Below are 17,498 nucleotides of genomic sequence, written 5' to 3'. Positions count from 1 at the left end.
GATATAGAGCCTGCTCGTAAGCTTGTGGGCATGACCGCTGAGCAGCTGATCTCATTCGCAAGGGGCGCGCCCTCCCTGGACATCGTCGACGTCGCCGGCCTCAAGGCCGCGGCCGCCCGGGCCTTCGACGCCGACCCGGCCGGAGTGACCGCCTATGGCACGTCCGTCGGCTACATCCCGCTGCGAAAGTGGATCGCCGAGAAGCACGGAGTCGCCCCCGAGCAGGTCATCGTCACCAACGGCTCGCTGCAGGCGGATGCCTTCCTCTTCAACCACCTGATCCAAGCCGGCGACGACGTGGTCGTCGAGAAGCCCACGTACGACCGCACCCTGCTGGGCCTGCAGAACCTGGGCGGCAAGGTGCACCAGGTGACCATCGAGTCGGATGGCATCGACGTCGAGGAACTGCGCGGGCTGCTGCAGAACGGCCTGCGCCCCAAGCTCGCGCACATCATCCCGAACTACCAGAACCCGGCCGGTGTGACGCTCTCCCTGGAGAAGCGCCGGGCGCTGCTGAAGCTCGCCGCCGAGTACGGCTTCATGATCTTCGAGGACGACCCGTACGTCGACATCCGCTTCCGCGGCGAACCGTTGCCCTCGATGCTGTCGATGGACGAGAACAACTCGGTGGTGCACGCGTCCAGCTTCACCAAGACGGTGTGCCCGGGCGTGCGCGTCGGTTACCTGGTCGGCCCGGCGGCGCTCATCGACGCGATCGCCAAGAAGGCCACCAACCTGTACATCTCGCCCGGCATGGTGTCCGAGGCGATCGTGCACCAGTTCTGCGTCTCCGGCGACATCGACCGCTCGGTCCAGACCGTCAGCGCGGCCCTGGCCGAGCGCGCACAGGTGCTGGCGGCCTCGATCCGCCGGCACCTGCCCGGCGCGACCTTCACCGAGCCGGACGGCGGCTACTTCCTCTGGATCGATCTGCCCGAGGACGTCGACGTGGACGCGCTGTTCCCGGTGGCCATGAAGAAGGGTGTCGCCATCGTCAAGGGCAGCGACTTCCTGCTCGACGGTGGCAAGCACTCCGTACGCCTGGCCTTCTCGGCCGTGACGGTCGACCAGATCGACGAGGGTGTGCGCCGCCTGGCCGAGGCGATCGCCGAGACCCGCGCCTGATACCTGCCCGACTGTCGGTTTTCCGACACTCATGGCCCAGCGCCGGTTCCGGGTTTCCCCCGGGACCGGCGTCGGCTCACAATGCTTGCGGCGTCAAGCTGCATGACCATGCGGTGCGACGCGTCGACACCCACCCCCGCCCCCCGGCGCCGGGCGGGCCGCTCGCACCCTTCACCCCCCCGAAATGCGGCCGGTCCGTCCGGCGCCACCCCTGCCCGGCCCTCGCTGCCGGGGCGGAAGGCCGGCGTCCCGACACCCCGCCAGGGACGGCATGCGCGGCGTGCGGGCTGGGCAATCTCACGGGCGTAACCTCGGGCCGGGCCTGCCACCGAGGTCCGGGCATCAGCACCCCCGAGGGAGGCAGTCATGAGCGAGAGCAGCGTGCGCCGCAGCCGGCCGGCCGGCGTGAACAGGTCGTTGTCACGAGCTTGGACCGCACCCGTACGGGCGATGAACCGCTTCCTCGGCACCACCGAGGGCGAGGCCCCCGGCCCCGGCGAGGAGTTCCAGGGCAGCGCGGTCGTCGACTGCGGCGTCTACATCGACGGCAAGCGCGAGCCCGGCGACTTCACCCCCGACGAGGCCCTGCGGGAGGCGTGCGGCCGGGACAACGCCTTCGTCTGGCTGGGCCTGCACGAGCCGTCCCAGGCCGAGATGTCCGCGATCGCCCGCACGTACAACCTGCACGAGCTGGCGGTGGAGGACGCGGTCAAGGCCCAGCAGCGGCCCAAGCTGGAGCAGTTCGGCGCCGTGCACTTCCTCGTGCTGCGGACCGCCCGCTACGTGCCGCACAGCGAGCTGACCGAGACGTCGCAGATCGTCGAGACCGGTCAGATGATGCTCTTCGTCGGCGAGCGCTTCGTCATCACGGTCCGGCACGGCGACGCGACGCGGCTATCTCCGGTACGGGCGGACATGGAGGAGCGCGGTGACCTGCTCACTCAGGGGCCGTGGGCGGTCGCGTACGCGGTCACCGACCGGGTGGTGGACGCGTACATGGCGGTGGCCGACCAGGTGGAGGCCGACCTCGACCTCATCGAGGAGGGCGTCTTCTCCCGCGACGCCGGCAGCCCGGTGCAGGCGATCTACCAGATGAAGCGCGAGATCGTGGAGTTCCGACGGGCGGTGGTGCCGCTGCAGCGCCCGCTCGCCACCATCACCGCGCCGCAGAGCCGGCTGGTGCCCAAGGAGATCCGGCGCTACTTCCGCGACGTGCAGGACCACCTCACCCGTACGGTCGAGCAGGTCTCCTCCTACGACGACCTGCTCAACTCGATCCTGCAGGCGCGGCTGGCGCAGGTCACGGTCGATCAGAACAACGACATGCGCAAGATCGCCGCGTGGGCCGGCATCTCCGCCGTCTGGACGGCCATCGCCGGCGTGTACGGCATGAACTTCCTGCACATGCCGGAGACCCAGTGGCAGTACGGCTACCCGGGCGTGATCACCGTCATGTTGTTGATCTCCGTTCTGCTCTACCGTGCCTTCCGCCGCAACGGCTGGTTGTAGCCCGCCCCCCAACGCGGCCTGCGGACCTTTACAGTGGCGGGCGGGGTCACACCGGGGAGGGAAGTCGCGTGCCGTCTCGGCAGGATCAGCTGCACTCGTACCAGTACGCGCAGCAGCGCGTGGTGGCCGCGCTGGTCACGCACGACCCCGACCCGCACCGCTCGCCGCTGCGGCGGGCCGGCACCACCGTGCTGATCAGCATCGTGGTGGCAGCGCTGGCGGTCGGTGGTGCCGCCGCCTACGGCCTGCTCAAGGGGCGTAGCACGGTCGATCCGCGGGACGAGGCCGTGGTTTTCCTGGAGAAGGGCACCGGCGCGCGCTACGTCTACCTGAAGTCCGACGACAAGATGCACCCGGTGCTGAACTACTCGTCCGGGCTGCTGATCGCCAACGCGCAGGCGCCGCAGATGAAGAACGCGTCGCGGGAGAGCCTCGCCGAGGTGCAGCTCGGTGATCCGATGGGCATCCCGGACGCCCCCGACACCCTGCCGCCGGCCAAGGGCGGCCTGCTCAAGAGCCTGTGGACGGTCTGCTCCCGGGCGCCGCAGTTCGGCACCGGCTCCAGCGATCCGGAGAGCGTGCTGTCGATCGGCGAGGCGGTCACCGGAGGCACCGTGCTGCCCGTCCCGCGCGCCGACACCCCGCCCGACCAGCTCCGCGGCCTGCTGGTCACCGACCGCGCCGACCGGACCTTCCTGGTCTACAACAACAAGCGGTTCCTCATCCCGGCCGGGCGGCTCTCGCAGACGCGGACCTTCTTCCGGTGGAACCAGGCGGCGCTGCCGGTGGCCCCGGCGTGGATCAACGCGGTGCCGATCGGCCCCGACCTGAAGCCGCCAAGGATCTCGGACTTCGGCGACCGCTCGGCGGCGATCTCCGACTCCGAGGTCGGTCAAGTGCTGCGCATCCACAGCGACGGCGCCACCGCGGACCAGTGGGGGGTCGTGCTCAGCGACGGCGTCGCCGACCTCACCGAGGTGCAGGCGAACCTCATGCAGGCCGACCCGGATGCGAACGTCGCGCAGCAGATGACTCCGACCCTGTACGGCAACCTGCCCCGCTCGAAGACCCAGCTGGTGGCCGCCGCGAACGCCGCCGGCCTGCCCCCGGCGGTCCCGGTGCTGCTCAACGGCCCGGACAGCGTCTGCCTGACGTACGACGGGGGCGCGAACGGCGAGGTCAGCGTGCGGATCGGCCCGGAGCTGCCCACGGGCGCCGTGGTCCAGGGCGAGTCGCCGGCGCCGGGGTCGGTGCAGGCCGACCGCGTCTACGTGCCGCGGGGCAAGGGCGCCGTGGTCGTCGCCGTGGCCTCCCCGACCGCCCCCGCGAGCAGCGGCACGGTCAGTGTCGTCACCGACACGGGTCGCAGTTATCCCCTCGCCGGCCGCGACGTTCTGGCGAAACTGGGTTACGGCGGGGTCCAGCCCCAGGCGATCCCCGGTCAGCTGGTCGAGCTGCTGCCCGTGGGTCCCGCGCTCGACCCGGTACGCGCCCGCCGAGCCAACGCCGAGCAGAAGAACCCCTGACGGAAGCGCAGAACGGCGGGCGGGCCCCCGCGTGGGGAGCCCGCCCGCCGTACGGTCTGCAACCGGGGGTCAGCGCTTGTTCTTGCCGTTGGCCATCCGGGCCACCTCGGGGCTGTGCAGCGCCGAAGAGGTCTGGTCGCCGTCGGGCATCAGCGCCGGGTCGGCGTCGGCGGGAAGCACCGGGTCGGCACCGACCGCGCCGACGGCCGGGCCGGTGCTGCCGGCCGGCGTCACGAAGCCCGACGGGCCGGACAGGTCGGCCGGCTCGAACGCCGCGTCCTCGGCCCCGGCCGGGGTCGAGGTGCTCAGCGGGCCGGTGGGGTCGTACTCGTCCCACTGGTCGCTGCGGCGCTTGCGCATGACGTAGGCGCCCGCGGCACCGATGGCGGCACCGGCGAGCGCGATCTTCATCAGCTTGCCGCCCGTGCTGCTCTGCTTGCGCCCGACGGCCTTGTCGGCCTTCTTCTCGAGCTTCTTGGCGTTCTTCCGGCTCGTCTTGGCAGCCTGCTTGTTGGCCTTCTTGCTGGTCTTCGCGGCCTTCTTGCCGGTCTGCCGGACGTTGTCGCTCGCCGCGGCCACCAGCGGGCCGAGGGTCGCGACAGCGCTGTCCCAGCCGCTGGTCGCGGCGCCTACGGCCTTGTCCGTCGCGGGCTGCATGCGATCCTTCGCGGCGGCGAACTTGGGCCCCACGGTTGCGCTGGTCTCCTGCGCGGCGAGCGATGCCGCACGCTTGAAGTGATCAACGCTCTGGCCGAGCTCGCTCTTCATCCTCGCGTTGCGGTTCTTCCGTCGCATAGTTGCGAACACCAGTGCACCTCCTGTGGTTCTGTCCGGGTCCATGCTGCCCCCTTGGGTACCCCCGCGCACCCGGTTCAGACACATGCGGCAGGATCCGAACTGCAATGAACTTGTCCAACGCCGATAGGAGTACCCGTGGCTGAGAAGCTCTACGCCACCCTGCACACCAACCACGGCCCGATCCGGCTCCAGCTCTTCCCGGACCACGCGCCGGCCACCGTGCGCAACTTCGTGGAGCTCGCGGAGGGCACCAAGGACTACGTCGACCCGCGGACCGGCCAGAAGGGCAGCGGCCCGTACTACGACGGGACCATCTCGCACCGGGTCATCGCGAACTTCATGGTCCAGATGGGCGACCCGACCGGCACCGGCCGGGGCGGCCCGGGCTTCCAGTTCGCCGACGAGTTCCACCCGGAGCTGCACTTCGACCGCCCGTACCTGCTCGCCATGGCGAACGCGGGCCCGGGCACGAACGGCTCGCAGTTCTTCATCACGGTCAGCCCGACCCCGCACCTGAACCGGCGCCACACGATCTTCGGCCAGGTCGCCGACGAGGCGTCCGTCAAGGTCGTCGACGCGATCGCGACCACCCCGACCGGTCCCGGCGACCGCCCCCGCGAGGACGTGGTCATCGAGCGCGTCGAGATCGAGCGGGTCAACGACTGACGAGGGCCCACGGGTACCTTTGAGGCATGAGTGAGTCTCCGGTGACGGCTCCCGTCTGCTACCGACACCCGTCGAAGGAGACCTACGTCCGGTGCACCCGTTGTGAGCGGCCGATCTGCCCGGACTGTATGAACGAGGCCTCGGTCGGGCACCAGTGTCCGGAGTGCATCGCCCAGGGGCGGCGCACGCAGCGGCCGGCCCGCACCGCCTTCGGGGGGAGCGTGGCCGGCCGGGCCGGGACCGCCACCAAGGTCCTCATCGGCGTCAACGTCGCCGTCATGATCCTCTCGATCATGACGGGCGGCGCGAACGCCGTCGCCGGTGGCGGCTGGGGTGGCCTGCTCGGCTCCGGCACCCCGCTGACGCAGTGGGGGGCCGTTCTCGGTAGCGCCTACTACGGCCCGGAAGGCGCCGCCGCCCTGCACGGCATCGCCGGCAACGGCGAGTGGTATCGCCTGGTCACGGCGATGTTCCTGCACTACGGCGTGCTGCACCTGCTGATGAACATGTACGCCCTCTGGATCCTCGGCCGCGATCTCGAGCGCGTGCTCGGCCCGCTGCGCTTCCTCGGCCTCTACTTCCTGGCGGGGCTCGGCGGCAACGTCGCGGCGTACGTGTTCTCGGATCCGCGGCAGCTGACGGCGGGCGCCTCGACCGCGGTCTTCGGCCTGATGGCCGCCATCTTCGTGCTGCTCAAGCGGCTGAATCTCAGCGTCGCGCCGATCCTTCCAGTGATCGTCATCAACGTGGTTTTCACCTTCGCCGCGAGCGGCATCTCCATCGCCGGCCACCTCGGTGGCCTGGCCACAGGCGCGATCGTGGCGGCTGTGCTGGCGTACGCTCCGCGTGACAAGCGCGACCTCGTCCAGGGCGTGGGGCTCGCGGCGATGTTCGCGATCCTGATGGTGATCGCCGTCTACCGCACGCTGATGCTGAGCTAGATCGGTGCGCCGGCGCGCAGCTCGGTGAGGGCCTGCGCCACGTCCTCCGGCTCGGCGCCGAGTTCGTGCACGCTGAACAAATGCAGGCTCTCGCCCGCGTCGATCTCCAGGAACTCGCTGCGGATCCCCCGGCGGCTGCGGCGGTCGACCCGGATCCGCTCGATCTGCGACCAGGCCAGGTGACGCCGGGCGGCGAAGCCCACCACCAGCGTGACGCCGCCCGTGTCGGCCGAGAGCCGGACCGGGCGGATGAGGTCGCGGACCGCCCACAGCCCCAGCCCCGCCGCCCCCGTGACCGCGACCACCACCTGCACCGGATCGTCCCGCCCGAAGGCGACGACGAGCACGACCAGCGCGACAGCGCCGAGGAGTTTCGTCACGGGCAGGACGGGTTTCACCCGCCACTGGAGAGGCGACATGAGCACAACGTACCTTCGAGGTATGCGAGATGCGGTGATCGTCGGTGCGGTACGGACTCCGGTGGGGCGGCGTGACGGCGGGCTCTCCGGCGTCCATCCGGTGGACCTGGGAGCCGGGGTGCTGCAGGCCCTGCGGGAGCGGGCGGGATTCGATCCGGCCGACGTCGAGGACGTGTTCTGGGGCTGTGTCTCCCAGGTCGGCGAGCAGTCGTGGAACATCGGGCGCAACGCGGTGCTCGGCGCCGGCTGGCCCGAGTCGGTGCCCGCCACGACGATGGACCGGCAGTGCGGTTCCAGCCAGCAGGCCCTGCACTTCGCCGCGGCGACCGTGCTCTCCGGGCAGGCCGACCTGGTGGTCGCCGGCGGCGTGGAGTCCATGAGCCGGGTGCCGATGGGATCCAGCGCCGCGGGGCAGAACCCGTACGGCGAGACCGTCCGCGAGCGGTACGGCACCGTCACCTTCAACCAGGGTGTCGGCGCGGAGATGATCGCCCAGCGCTGGGGCTTCTCCCGGCAGCAGCTCGACGAGTACGCGCTGGCCAGCCACGCCGCGGCCGCCAAGGCTCAGGACGCCGGCGACTTCGACGCCGAGATCGCCCCGGTCGGTGACGTCGCGCGCGACGAGGGCATCCGCCGCGACACCACGCTTGAGAGGCTCGGCGGGCTGAAGACCCCGTTCAAGGCCGACGGCGTCGTCACGGCCGGCTCCGCGTCGCAGATCTCCGACGGCGCCGCCGCGCTGGCCGTCACCACCTCACGCTGGGCCGCCGCGCACGGCCTTCGGCCGCTGGCGCGGATCCACACCGCGGTCGTCGCCGCCGACGATCCGGTCATCATGCTGACCGCGCCCATCCCGGCCACCGCGAAGGCGCTCGCCAAGGCGGGGCTCACCATCGACGACATCGGGGTGTACGAGGTGAACGAGGCGTTCGCGCCCGTACCGCTGGCCTGGCTGGCGGAGACGGGCGCCGACCCGTCCCGCCTCAACCCGCGCGGCGGGGCGATTGCGCTCGGCCATCCGCTCGGCGCGTCCGGGGCCCGGCTCATGACGACGCTGCTGCACCACATGGGCCAGAACGGGATCCGCTACGGCCTGCAGACCATGTGCGAGGGCGGCGGAATGGCCAACGCCACGGTGGTCGAGCTTTTGTAATTCGATATTCATCATGGCGCGGCCGATGCTTCCCCTCCGCGTCACCGTTAAACGCCACATGGACGTGTTCTCCCGTACGTTCCTTCCTGCCGCCGCGGAGGCCGGAGTCCCCATCGCCACCGTGAGCCGCCACATGCCGGTCTTCCGCCGCTGCGTGGAACCGGACGACGCGACTGTGCTGGTCACCCGGTGCAGCAGCCCTGACCGCCCGATGTCCGGTGAATTCCTCCTGCTGCTGACGTACCGAAGGCTGGTCATCACCCAGGAGACCCGGGTGCTGCACCGGCTGCGGCTGCACCTGAACGCCAACCTGCGCCACTTGAGCGAGGTGACGTGGAACCCGGACCTGCGGCACTCCGCCGTGGAGGTCGCGGCCACGGCCGTGGACGGCGTACGCGAGCGCTTCCGGGTCCGCGTCGACGAGCCGGACCGGGTCTGGCACTTCGACGCCCTGCTCAATCACGTGTTCCGCGAGCGCCGGTCGAGCCTGTCGATCGCCGCTTAGCGCCCTTGCAGGAAGGCGCCGATCGAGGTCCGCAGGCCGGCGGGATCGAGGCCGTGCCACCGGGCGTGGTCGGCAGGCGTTCCATAGCGTCGCTCTTCGGTGCGGCTCACTCCCAGGTGCAGTTCCCGATGGGGTACGGCGGAGAGCGCCGCGGAGACGACCCGGCTCGACGTGCCCGCGAGGTACGGCTCGACGACGACGATCTCGCCGGTGACCAGTTCTCGCAGCCGGTTCGTGTCGAGCGGGCGCGGCGTGTTGGTGTAGGCGACCGTGACGTCCAGTCCGCTCCGCAGCACCGGGTCGAGCATCGGCCCCACGGCCAGCACCACGGCCCCGCCCACCGGGCCCCGCCGGATCACCTTGAGGTCCACCCCCGGATAGGGCTGCCGGTTCTCCTGCGAGGACAGCCGTACGTAGACCCGGTCGTCGTGCCGGGCCGCGGCCCGCAGCAGGTCCGGCACCTCGTCCCGATGCCCGGGTACGTGCACCGTCCAGCCCTCGAGCGTGTCGAGCAGCGCCACGTCTCCCGGCGACTGGTGGGTGTACCCCGCAGTGGACGCGTCGTACGAAGCGCCGATGCTGACCAGCACCGCCCCGGCGTCCTGGTGACCGAGGTCCAGCTTGATCTGCTCGTACGCGCGGTCGATCACGAAGGGCGCGTACGAGTGCACGTAGGGCCGCATCCCGGTGAGCGCGAGCCCGCCCGCGACGCCGGTCATCAGCTGCTCGCGGATGCCTACGTTGATGACCCGGTCGGGATGCCGCCGGGCAGCCGGCGCGAAGGCGTCGGCGGAGATGTCGGCGAGCACCACGGCGGTACGCGGGTCCTCCGCCAGGATCGCCGTGGTGGTGGCGACGAACGTCTCTCGCATGATCAGTACCCCTTCGGCTCGACGGTGGCGATGACGACGTGCGGCCGGTCGCGCGGTTGCAGGGCGGCCTCCAGCTCCGAGTGATCGCGGCCGTCCACCATGGAGACGGTCCACGCGACGAAGCGGCTCGCGATGCCGCCGGGCCAGCCGTGCGTCGCCGACCGGTTGTCGATGACGATCGCGGTCAGGGGCAGACCGGTTGCGGCCACGTAGGCGATCGCTTCGTGGTTCGAGCCCTCGTCCAGCTCCGCGTCGCCGAGGAGGACGAACGTGTGCGCTTCCGCGTACCCCTGAGCCCGCAGGCCGAGCGCCGTGCCGACGGCGAGTCCGAGACCGTGACCCAGCGATCCGGTCCCGATCTCCACCCCGGGGATCAGCACGCGGTCCGGGTGGTGCCCGAGCCGGCTCGTGCTGCCGCCCAGATCGTCGAGCCACTCCACGGGGAAGAACCCCTTCGCGGCGAGCACGGCATAGTAGGCGGCCGGACCGTGGCCCTTGGAGAGCAGGAACCGGTCGCGGTCGGGCTCGTCGGCGGTCTCCGGCGACACTCGCAGGATCCGGTCGTAGAGCACCCACAACACATCGAGCGTCGAGTACGCGCTGGGCGCGTGCTTCTCGTCCCCGGTGATCCGGGTGAGCAGCGAGCCCAGCAGGTCTGGTTTCACGGCAGTCGCGGTCATACCCTCACCCTGCAACTTGAAGTTCACTTCAACTCAAGGACGGCGCGTGTGGAGCTCCTCACCATCGGCGACATGGCGGCCCGCAGCGGGGTGGCCCCGTCGGCGCTGCGCTACTACGAGCGCGAGGGACTGATCCGCTCGACCCGTACGGGTGGCAACCAGCGCCGCTACCAGCGGCAGGAACTGCGCCGGCTGGCGTTCGTCCGGATCGCGCAGCAGGTAGGGGTCTCGCTGGAGGAGGTGCGTGAGGCTCTGGCCGCCCTGCCGGAGAACCGGACGCCGACGAAGGCGGACTGGGCCCGGCTGTCGGCCCGGTGGCGGCGCAAGCTGGAGGAGCGGATCACCCTGATGGAACGGCTGCGCGACCAGCTCACCGGCTGCATCGGCTGCGGCTGCCTGTCGCTGCAGCGCTGCAGGCTGATCAACCCGCAGGACCGGCTCGCGGCCCGCGGCGAGGGCCCGCAGATGATCGTCAACCCGCCGGACTGATCCGCGGGGGTTTCCGGGCAACCGAGTGCCTCGTCCGGGCGTCAAGTGGGCATGCCGCGAGCGTCCGCAGAAAAAGCCGATCACGATGCAACCGGGGGTGCTGCCCGGGCGTCACCCCACCGAATCCGGCCACCGGGGCCGGGGCCGGCATCTGGCGGGGGAGTTCTGATCGATGCGGGACGCGGAAGAGTTCGACGCCTTCTACGCGGGCTCGTCACGTCGTGTCCTCGGCCAGGTCTACGCCATGACGGGCAATCGCGCGGAGGCCGAGGACGCCGTCGCGGAGGCGTATCTGAAGGCCTGGGACCGCTGGGAGACCGTCCGCGACGCGGACAGCCCGGAGGCCTGGGTGCGCCGGGTGGCCTCGCGCAACGCGGTCAGCGCCTGGCGCAAGGCGGTGAACCGGATCCGGGCGCACCATCGCGAGGCCGTCGACCAGGAGATCGAGGGGCTCGGCCCGGACCACGTGGCGCTGGTGTACGCCCTGCGTCAGATCCCGGCGGACCAGCGCCGGGTGATCGTCCTGCACCACCTCGTCGGCCTCAGCGTCGGCGAGATCGCCGCGGAGGTCGGGGCGCCGACCGGCACCGTCAAGGCCCGGCTGGCCCGCGGCCGGAGGGCGATGGCGGCACACCTGTCCGACGACGACTACGCCATGGGGAGGGTGAATCACGATGCCTAGCAACGACCTCGGCCGCGACCTGAGTGCGCTTGCCGAGCACGGCGAGCGTACGGGACACCTCGCCCCGGCGGCCGCCGTCCGGGCCCGCGCCGATCGCCGCCGCCGCGGCCGTCAGGTGGCGAGCGGGGCCCTGGCGTTCCTCGTAGTCGCGGGCGTAGGAGTGGGGATCGCGCTGAGCCGGCAGCCGAAGAATGCGAGCCTGCCGGCCACGCCGCCCTCCGTCACGGCCGCGCCCACCACCAGGACGACGCCCTCCCGGCCGCCGTCGCCCCCGCCTTCGTCCCGGCGGTCCTCTCCGCCGCCCTCGACTCCGCCGACCTCGACCTCGACCTCGTCCAAGAACTCCTCTTCCTCCTCGGACGTGTTCTCCGGCCGGCGAGAAGTGCTGCTACTGCCGAAGAACAGCGAGGCCACGGTCGCCATCGACGAGAACAAGCGGGCCGCCTTGTCGGACGAGTTCGGCGACAGTGCGCTCTTCGTCCTGAACAAGGTTTCCGGGGACAGGTACTGGATCCGGACCGCTCGCCTCCGGGCCGGCGGCGAGGCGTTCTGCCTGGAGGCCGCCGCCACCACCGGCGCCGCGGTGCCGGTGACCGCGGAGGCCTGCGACGCCTCGCAGGGCCGCCAGTTGTGGCGCTTCCGGAAGGTGGGCGAGTCGGGCGGGAAACCGACCTACACCATCCGGACCGGTACGGACATCTACCTCGTCCAGGATCCGGACGGTCAGCTGTCCGCCGGCGGCACCGGCGTCGTCGCCATCGGCATCGGGGAGGGCACCCCCGACATCGACACACCCTTCCTGCTGCCTGACCGGGGCAAGGCCTCCCTGCCTTCGCTCGACTGATCAAAACCCCCTTACGACAGGAGAAGACTGTGCGCATCACCCCTCGATTCGCCCGTGTTTCGGCCGCTTCGGCGGTGTTGGCCGGCGTCCTGCTGACCCAGCAGGCCTGCGCGGGTCAGAGCTCCACCGCCGCGCCCTCGACGGGCTCACCCGGGTCGTCCGGGGCCGCGGCGGGCTCCGGAACCTCGCCCGCCGCGGTGACCAAGCCGTCGACCGCCAAACCGGCCGGCGTCTTCGGCGGCGATCGGGAAGTCCGGCTGCTTCCCGTCGGCACCGAGGGCACCCTGGCGGTCAGCAAGTCGAAGCGTGTCGAGCTCTCCGACGAGTCCGGCGACCGCGCCCTGTTCGTGCTCACGAAGGTCGACGGAGACCGCTACTGGATCCGCACGGCGCGGCTGCGTACCGGCGGCGAGGCATCGTGCCTGCAGGCGAACAAGGACAAGACCGTCACGGCGGCGGCCTGCGACGCGGCGCGCGGCGACCAGCTGTTCCGCTTCCGCAAGACCGGTACGGCCGAGAACAAGCCGAAGTACACGATCCGGACGAACGGCGACATCTACCTGATCGTGACCCGCAACGGCGGCGTACGGGCCGAGCACATCGGCGAGGGCACGCCGGACATCGACACGCCGTTCCTGCTGCCCGACCGCGGCAAGGCTTCGCTGCCGGCCCTCGACTGACCTCCCGTCAGGGGCAATACTGGCGGGTAACAAGCGAGGGCCGCGCCGCTGCGGCTCGGAAGGCTGGTGACTCCGTGGCTGATGACACGACGCGTACGGCGTATCGGACCTGTCCCTTGTGTGAGGCGGCCTGCGGGCTCGAGCTCACCGTGACCGGCGACCGGGTCGTCGCGGCGCGCGGCGATCGCGACCACGTGTTCAGCCACGGCTTCATCTGCCCGAAGGGCGCCACCTTCGGGCAGCTCACCTCCGATCCCGACCGGCTGCGCCGCCCGATGGTGCGCCGCGGCGACCGCCACGAGGAGGTCGACTGGGACGAGGCGTTCGCGGTGGTCGAGGCGGGGCTCCGGCCGATCGTCGAACGTCACGGGCCCGACGCGGTCGCCGTGTACCTGGGCAACCCCAACGTCCACACCATGGCGGGCGGCCTCTATTTGTCGCCGCTGTTGCGAGCCCTCGGCACCCGCAACATCTTCTCGGCGAGCACCGTCGACCAGATGCCCAAGCACGTGTCGTGCGGCTACCTCTACGGCAGCCCGCTGGCCATCCCGGTGCCGGACGTCGACCGTACGGACTTCCTGCTGATGCTCGGCGCCAACCCGTGGGAGTCCAACGGCAGCCTCGCCACCGCCGCTGACTTCCCCGGCCGGCTCAAGGCGATCCAGGCCCGTGGCGGTCGGTTCGTGGTGGTCGACCCGCGGCGTACGCGGACCGCCGAGCACGCCGACGAGCACCTGTTCATCCGACCCGGCACCGACGCGTACCTGCTTTTCGGAATCGTCCACACGCTCTTCGAGGAGGACCTGACCGATCTAGGCGCGCTCGCCGGCCACGTCACGGGCGTCGACGAGGTACGTGAGCTGGCGCGCGCGTTCCCGCCCGAGACGGTGACCGGCGTGTGCGACGTACCGGCGGAGCGGATCCGTGGTCTCGCCCGCGAGCTCGCCGCCGCCCCGACGGCCGCGGTGTACGGCCGGATCGGCACGTGCACGGTCGAGTTCGGGACCCTGACGAGCTGGCTGGTCGACGTCGTCAACGTGCTGACCGGCAACCTCGACCGGCCGGGCGGCGTCATGTTCCCGCTGGCCGCGCACCTGCGCCCGCAGACGCGTCCGGGCGGCAAGGGCTTCCGGGTGGGGCGGTGGCACAGCCGCGTCCGCGGTCTTCCCGAGGTCAAGGGCGAGTTGCCGGTCGCCACCCTCGCCGACGAGATCGAGACGCCCGGCGACGGCCAGGTCCGCGCGTTCATCACCGTGGCCGGCAACCCGGTGCTGTCGACGCCGAACAGCGGCCGGCTGGATCGGGCTCTCGGCGGGCTCGACTTCATGGTGAGTGTCGACCCGTACCTCAACGAGACGACCCGGCACGCGGACGTCGTCCTGCCGCCCACGGACGCCGCCCGCAAGGGTCACTACGACTTCTCGTTCTTGGCGCTGGCGGTTCGCAACTTCGCGGCGTACTCGCCGGCGGCGCTGCCACCGGACTCCGCCGGGATGGACGAGTGCGACATCCTCGCCCGGCTCACCCTCGTCGTCACCGGTCGCGGCGCCGACGCGGATCCCGCGGTGCTCCACGACCAGATGCTGGACCAGGCCCTGGAGAGCGTCTCCGCCGCCACCGGCCACCCGGCCTCGGACCTGCGGGCGCTGGTCGGCGGCGACCACCCGGCGGAGCGCCTGCTCGACGTCGCGCTGCGTACCGGTGCCTATGGTGACGCCTTCGGAGCGCGACCCGGCGGTCTGTCCCTGGAGAAGCTCCTGGCGAACCCGCACGGCGTCGACCTCGGGCCACTGCAGCCCCGGATCCCGTCGGTCCTGCGGACGCCGAGCGGCACCGTCGAACTGTGCGCCCCGCCGATCGTGTCCGATGTGGACCGCCTGCGCGCCGCCCTCGACCGGCAGCGCGACGACCTGGTCCTGGTGGGCCGCCGGCACCTGCGTTCCAACAACAGCTGGATGCACAACGTCCCGGCCCTGATCAAAGGCCGGGACCGGTGCACCCTGCAGGTCCACCCGGTGGACGCGAGCCGGCTCGCCCTCACCGACGGGGACGAGGCCTCGGTGGTTTCCCGGGCGGGTGCGCTCCTGGCCCGCGTGGAAATCACCGACGGCGTCATGCCGGGCGTGGTGAGCCTGCCGCACGGCTGGGGTCACGGTCTGCCGGGCACGCGGCTGTCGGTCGCGGCCACCCGGCCGGGGGTGAACAGCAACGTGCTGACCGACGAGTTCGCGACGGATGTGCTGTCGGGCAACAGCGTGCTGAACGGCATCCCGGTAGAGATCAAGGCGGTCGCCAAGACCCCGTGATCCTTGCTCCTACGACCGTGCGGACGGGTCCGTGGCCGGCGACAAGCAGTAGATGTCGCCGGAGTTGGCCTCGTGCGGGAGCGCCAGGACATGAGCGGCCATCGTCTCGTGTGACACCCAGTCGGCGAACTCCAGAGCCATGCTCTCGCCCATGGACACGTTGAAGCTCGTGAATCCCAGGGTGGCGACGCGTTCGAGGCAACGCTGCTCCACCGCGCGTTCGATCGTCGTGAACTCGAACGACAGGGCCGGCAGGGCACGGCTGAGGCCGGCCAGGACCGAATCCTCGAAACCCTCCACGTCGATCTTGGTGAATGCCGGCGTGCCGTGGTCCTCGATGAGCGTGTCGAGGGTGACGGCCGGGACCACCACTTCCGAATCCCATACTTCGTCCTGCCACCCGGCCGCGCCGTCGGCGGCTTTCACGAAATCCGGCGAGGCGGTGGACACGGTCGGATTGGCCGAGTTGACGTAGAACTTGACCGTTTCCTCGCGGGGGCCGCAGACGGCTTCCACTGCCGTCACATCGTCATCACCTGCGTAGATGTCGCGAATAGCGCGGATGCACAGGGGTTGCGGCTCCAGGGCGACAACCCGGGCGCCGAGTCGACGGAAACTGCCGATGCGGTCGCCCACATGGGCGCCGATGTCGAACACGAGATCGCCCGGCCGCACGAACTTCGCGTACAGGGCGTCCATGGCAGCATCCTGGCGCGGGTCCCCGTAGTAGAACTCCAGCGACCGGCGAATAGCGGAAGCGGCAGGATCCGCCTTGAGGGATTCCAATGCTTCCTTGCTGATGACCATGCGGGATTCTACCTCGGGCGCTGGAAGCAGTCACTGTGAGTGATGCGACCTGGGATGCGCTTCGGACCTTCCCGAGCGGCCGGAGCGGCGGGCCGGCAGGCGACTGCTGTCAGGACCCATCCATCGCCGTTTGCCGATGTCTTCGCGCCACCCCTGCGTGAGTCACTTGCTTGCCTTGGCGGCGGATCGTAGCAGCTAAATGCCGATCTTGAGGGCGGAAGGCATCGATGAACATTTTTGTGAGGCGAAGGTCCAAACGGGACAGCAACCGCGTTTATGGTCTGCCATGATGCTCTCGCAACGTCATACGGGAGGAGACGTAACATGCGCAAAACACGAGCCGGTAAGGCCGCCGCGGCGGTTCTCGCGGGGGTGCTGCTGACGGCGGTCAGCCCGACTGTTGCTCACGCTCAGTCACTTCAGGGCGGCGGCGTCGCACCGTTCAGCCCCGGCGACGGCAGGTACGGCTTCATGAACCTCAAGTCCAGCAAGGTGCTGCAGCCCTCCGGCGGCAGCACCGCCAACGGAGCCAAGGTCGTCCAGCAGCCCGTGGCTCTGTCGGGCGGTGACCTGATCACGTCGCAGAACTGGACCGCCTACGACGCGGGCAGCGGCTACTACAGCTTCCGCAACGTCCACTCGGGCAAGGCGCTCGGCATCGACGGCGCCAGCACCGCCGCCGGCGCGAACGCCATCCAGGCGACCCCGGACACCAGCAACAACCAGGACTGGCGCTTCGAGGTGTATTCGGGCTACCCCGCGAACGTCTACCGCATCAAGAACCGCAAGAGCGGTCTGTGCCTCGGCATCTCGGGTGCGAGCACCGCGAACGGCGGGCAGGCGGCGCAGTTCCGCTGCGACGGCACCAGCAACCAGGGTTGGAAGATCATCGACAACTGACCGGCCCCGGCCGGCGGTCGGGTCTGCGCCTCGTTCCTCGAGCGCGGGCCCGGCCCCTTCCGGCCGCTTCCGGCCCCTCTCCGGCTCCTCTCCGGCTCCTTGAACGTTCGGACAGAACAGGACGTCCCTCTTCGGGAGCCTCGCCCTCATCATCGCCCGTAGGCCGACCGTCCACTCTGCAGTGGTTGGTTGCCGCGAGACCCGTTCGCTTCCTCGGTGGCTCTTCGCGCTGGCCTTCGAACTGCCCTTCCAGCGGACGAGGTCGTGGCGCAGCTCATCGCCCCGGCAGGGCGATCACGGTAGACGTGGCGGCAGGCGCTATGACGTGCCTGACTACGCAGTGCCTCTCCCGCTCCCGCAGCGGGTACAGCCGACGGCTGAATTTCATGATCAGCCTTGCGCTTGAACCGTCATCCTGAATATTGGGGGACGAGGTCGCCGAGTGGCGACGGAGCCTGGTCGGTCGGTTTTCCGGAGGAAGTCGTGGATCTGCAGTTGTCTGCCCGGGCCGGTCGGGCCTGCACTGTGGTGCGGGTCGGCGGTGAGCTGGACATGGAGACCAGTCCTCAGCTGCATGCCTTCCTTCAGAAGGTCGC

Annotated in this window: 18 protein-coding genes; 13 read left to right on the top strand and 5 right to left on the bottom strand. The window is 70.4% G+C overall.

The features are described from left to right. The first annotated feature begins 30 nt into the window (after positions 1-30). From AB0368_RS17710 to eccB, 3 genes are all read left to right on the top strand, one after another. Positions 31-1,125 (top strand): PLP-dependent aminotransferase family protein, encoded by a 1,095-nt coding sequence (locus AB0368_RS17710; protein WP_366154945.1) that lies wholly within the window; start codon positions 31-33, stop codon positions 1,123-1,125. Positions 1,126-1,491: 366 nt separating this feature from the next. After that, positions 1,492-2,634, top strand: coding sequence for a magnesium and cobalt transport protein CorA (locus AB0368_RS17705; RefSeq protein ID WP_366154944.1), 1,143 nt, complete (start codon positions 1,492-1,494; stop codon positions 2,632-2,634). Between the two features lie 68 nt (positions 2,635-2,702). Then, positions 2,703-4,160 carry a type VII secretion protein EccB gene (gene eccB, locus AB0368_RS17700; RefSeq protein ID WP_366154943.1) on the top strand — a complete coding sequence of 486 codons (1,458 nt, stop codon included), beginning with the start codon at positions 2,703-2,705 and terminating at the stop codon, positions 4,158-4,160. Between the two features lie 69 nt (positions 4,161-4,229). On the opposite strand, the gene AB0368_RS17695 is transcribed toward eccB, so the two are convergent. Next, positions 4,230-4,955 (bottom strand): hypothetical protein, encoded by a 726-nt coding sequence (locus AB0368_RS17695; protein WP_366154942.1) that lies wholly within the window; start codon positions 4,953-4,955, stop codon positions 4,230-4,232. A gap of 138 nt (positions 4,956-5,093) precedes the next feature. Here AB0368_RS17695 and AB0368_RS17690 point away from each other — a divergent pair, with 138 nt between their 5' ends. Together AB0368_RS17690 and AB0368_RS17685 are read left to right on the top strand one after the other, a co-directional pair. After that, entirely contained in the window at positions 5,094-5,624 is a 531-nt protein-coding gene (locus tag AB0368_RS17690) for a peptidylprolyl isomerase (RefSeq protein ID WP_366154941.1), read from the top strand. Positions 5,625-5,650: 26 nt separating this feature from the next. Next, positions 5,651-6,565, top strand: coding sequence for a rhomboid family intramembrane serine protease (locus tag AB0368_RS17685; RefSeq protein WP_366154940.1), 915 nt, complete (start codon positions 5,651-5,653; stop codon positions 6,563-6,565). On the opposite strand, the gene AB0368_RS17680 is transcribed toward AB0368_RS17685, so the two are convergent. After that, positions 6,562-6,984: a PH domain-containing protein gene (locus AB0368_RS17680; protein ID WP_366154939.1), complete on the bottom strand. Its 423-nt coding sequence runs from the start codon at positions 6,982-6,984 to the stop codon at positions 6,562-6,564. The genes AB0368_RS17685 and AB0368_RS17680 overlap by 4 nt on opposite strands. 22 nt (positions 6,985-7,006) lie before the next feature. On the opposite strand from AB0368_RS17680, the gene AB0368_RS17675 reads away from it, so the two are divergent. Both AB0368_RS17675 and AB0368_RS17670 read left to right on the top strand, forming a co-directional pair. Then, positions 7,007-8,137: an acetyl-CoA C-acyltransferase gene (locus AB0368_RS17675; protein ID WP_366154938.1), complete on the top strand. Its 1,131-nt coding sequence runs from the start codon at positions 7,007-7,009 to the stop codon at positions 8,135-8,137. A gap of 58 nt (positions 8,138-8,195) precedes the next feature. Then, entirely contained in the window at positions 8,196-8,642 is a 447-nt protein-coding gene (locus AB0368_RS17670; RefSeq protein WP_366154937.1) for a hypothetical protein, read from the top strand. Here the strand turns inward: AB0368_RS17670 and AB0368_RS17665 are convergent. Both AB0368_RS17665 and AB0368_RS17660 read right to left on the bottom strand, forming a co-directional pair. Continuing rightward, positions 8,639-9,514, bottom strand: a complete 876-nt coding sequence (locus tag AB0368_RS17665; RefSeq protein ID WP_366154936.1) for a transketolase — start codon at positions 9,512-9,514, stop codon at positions 8,639-8,641. The genes AB0368_RS17670 and AB0368_RS17665 overlap by 4 nt on opposite strands. A 2-nt stretch (positions 9,515-9,516) precedes the next feature. After that, positions 9,517-10,194, bottom strand: a complete 678-nt coding sequence (locus AB0368_RS17660) for a transketolase (RefSeq protein ID WP_366154935.1) — start codon at positions 10,192-10,194, stop codon at positions 9,517-9,519. 48 nt (positions 10,195-10,242) lie between these two features. Between AB0368_RS17660 and soxR the strand changes: the two genes are divergently transcribed. From soxR to AB0368_RS17635, 5 genes are all read left to right on the top strand, one after another. Beyond that, positions 10,243-10,683: a redox-sensitive transcriptional activator SoxR gene (gene soxR, locus AB0368_RS17655; protein ID WP_366154934.1), complete on the top strand. Its 441-nt coding sequence runs from the start codon at positions 10,243-10,245 to the stop codon at positions 10,681-10,683. Positions 10,684-10,855: 172 nt separating this feature from the next. Continuing rightward, positions 10,856-11,365, top strand: a complete 510-nt coding sequence (locus tag AB0368_RS17650; RefSeq protein ID WP_366154933.1) for a SigE family RNA polymerase sigma factor — start codon at positions 10,856-10,858, stop codon at positions 11,363-11,365. Further along, the gene (locus tag AB0368_RS17645) at positions 11,358-12,209 is read left to right on the top strand and encodes a hypothetical protein (RefSeq protein ID WP_366154932.1); all 852 of its coding nucleotides are present in this window, start codon (positions 11,358-11,360) and stop codon (positions 12,207-12,209) included. The genes AB0368_RS17650 and AB0368_RS17645 overlap by 8 nt, the downstream gene beginning before the upstream one ends. A 29-nt stretch (positions 12,210-12,238) precedes the next feature. Then, positions 12,239-12,889, top strand: a complete 651-nt coding sequence (locus AB0368_RS17640; protein ID WP_366154931.1) for a hypothetical protein — start codon at positions 12,239-12,241, stop codon at positions 12,887-12,889. 74 nt (positions 12,890-12,963) lie between these two features. Beyond that, positions 12,964-15,195: a molybdopterin oxidoreductase family protein gene (locus AB0368_RS17635; protein ID WP_366154930.1), complete on the top strand. Its 2,232-nt coding sequence runs from the start codon at positions 12,964-12,966 to the stop codon at positions 15,193-15,195. A gap of 9 nt (positions 15,196-15,204) precedes the next feature. Here the strand turns inward: AB0368_RS17635 and AB0368_RS17630 are convergent, their stop codons facing one another. Then, positions 15,205-16,002 carry an FkbM family methyltransferase gene (locus AB0368_RS17630; protein WP_366154929.1) on the bottom strand — a complete coding sequence of 266 codons (798 nt, stop codon included), beginning with the start codon at positions 16,000-16,002 and terminating at the stop codon, positions 15,205-15,207. A gap of 324 nt (positions 16,003-16,326) precedes the next feature. On the opposite strand from AB0368_RS17630, the gene AB0368_RS17625 reads away from it, so the two are divergent. Continuing rightward, positions 16,327-16,902 carry an RICIN domain-containing protein gene (locus AB0368_RS17625; RefSeq protein ID WP_366154928.1) on the top strand — a complete coding sequence of 192 codons (576 nt, stop codon included), beginning with the start codon at positions 16,327-16,329 and terminating at the stop codon, positions 16,900-16,902. The last annotated feature ends 596 nt before the right edge of the window (positions 16,903-17,498 follow it).

It is taken from the genome of Actinoplanes sp. NPDC051475 (assembly GCF_040689425.1).
Lineage (GTDB): Bacteria > Actinomycetota > Actinomycetes > Mycobacteriales > Micromonosporaceae > Actinoplanes.
Note: the sequence above shows the minus strand (reverse complement) of the source record. Positions and strands in the feature narration are given on the sequence as shown.

Bases quoted from the DNA above. Each gene is read 5' to 3' on its own strand.
- AB0368_RS17660 (WP_366154935.1), bottom strand. From the start codon at position 10,194: ATGACCGCGACTGCCGTGAAACCAGACCTGCTGGGCTCGCTGCTCACC.
- AB0368_RS17645 (WP_366154932.1), top strand. From the start codon at position 11,358: ATGCCTAGCAACGACCTCGGCCGCGACCTGAGTGCGCTTGCCGAGCAC.
- AB0368_RS17680 (WP_366154939.1), bottom strand. From the start codon at position 6,984: ATGTCGCCTCTCCAGTGGCGGGTGAAACCCGTCCTGCCCGTGACGAAA.
- AB0368_RS17650 (WP_366154933.1), top strand. From the start codon at position 10,856: ATGCGGGACGCGGAAGAGTTCGACGCCTTCTACGCGGGCTCGTCACGT.
- AB0368_RS17625 (WP_366154928.1), top strand. From the start codon at position 16,327: ATGCGCAAAACACGAGCCGGTAAGGCCGCCGCGGCGGTTCTCGCGGGG.
- AB0368_RS17705 (WP_366154944.1), top strand. From the start codon at position 1,492: ATGAGCGAGAGCAGCGTGCGCCGCAGCCGGCCGGCCGGCGTGAACAGG.
- AB0368_RS17675 (WP_366154938.1), top strand. From the start codon at position 7,007: ATGCGAGATGCGGTGATCGTCGGTGCGGTACGGACTCCGGTGGGGCGG.
- AB0368_RS17665 (WP_366154936.1), bottom strand. From the start codon at position 9,514: ATGCGAGAGACGTTCGTCGCCACCACCACGGCGATCCTGGCGGAGGAC.
- AB0368_RS17685 (WP_366154940.1), top strand. From the start codon at position 5,651: ATGAGTGAGTCTCCGGTGACGGCTCCCGTCTGCTACCGACACCCGTCG.
- AB0368_RS17630 (WP_366154929.1), bottom strand. From the start codon at position 16,002: ATGGTCATCAGCAAGGAAGCATTGGAATCCCTCAAGGCGGATCCTGCC.
- AB0368_RS17670 (WP_366154937.1), top strand. From the start codon at position 8,196: ATGGACGTGTTCTCCCGTACGTTCCTTCCTGCCGCCGCGGAGGCCGGA.
- AB0368_RS17710 (WP_366154945.1), top strand. From the start codon at position 31: ATGACCGCTGAGCAGCTGATCTCATTCGCAAGGGGCGCGCCCTCCCTG.
- AB0368_RS17695 (WP_366154942.1), bottom strand. From the start codon at position 4,955: ATGCGACGGAAGAACCGCAACGCGAGGATGAAGAGCGAGCTCGGCCAG.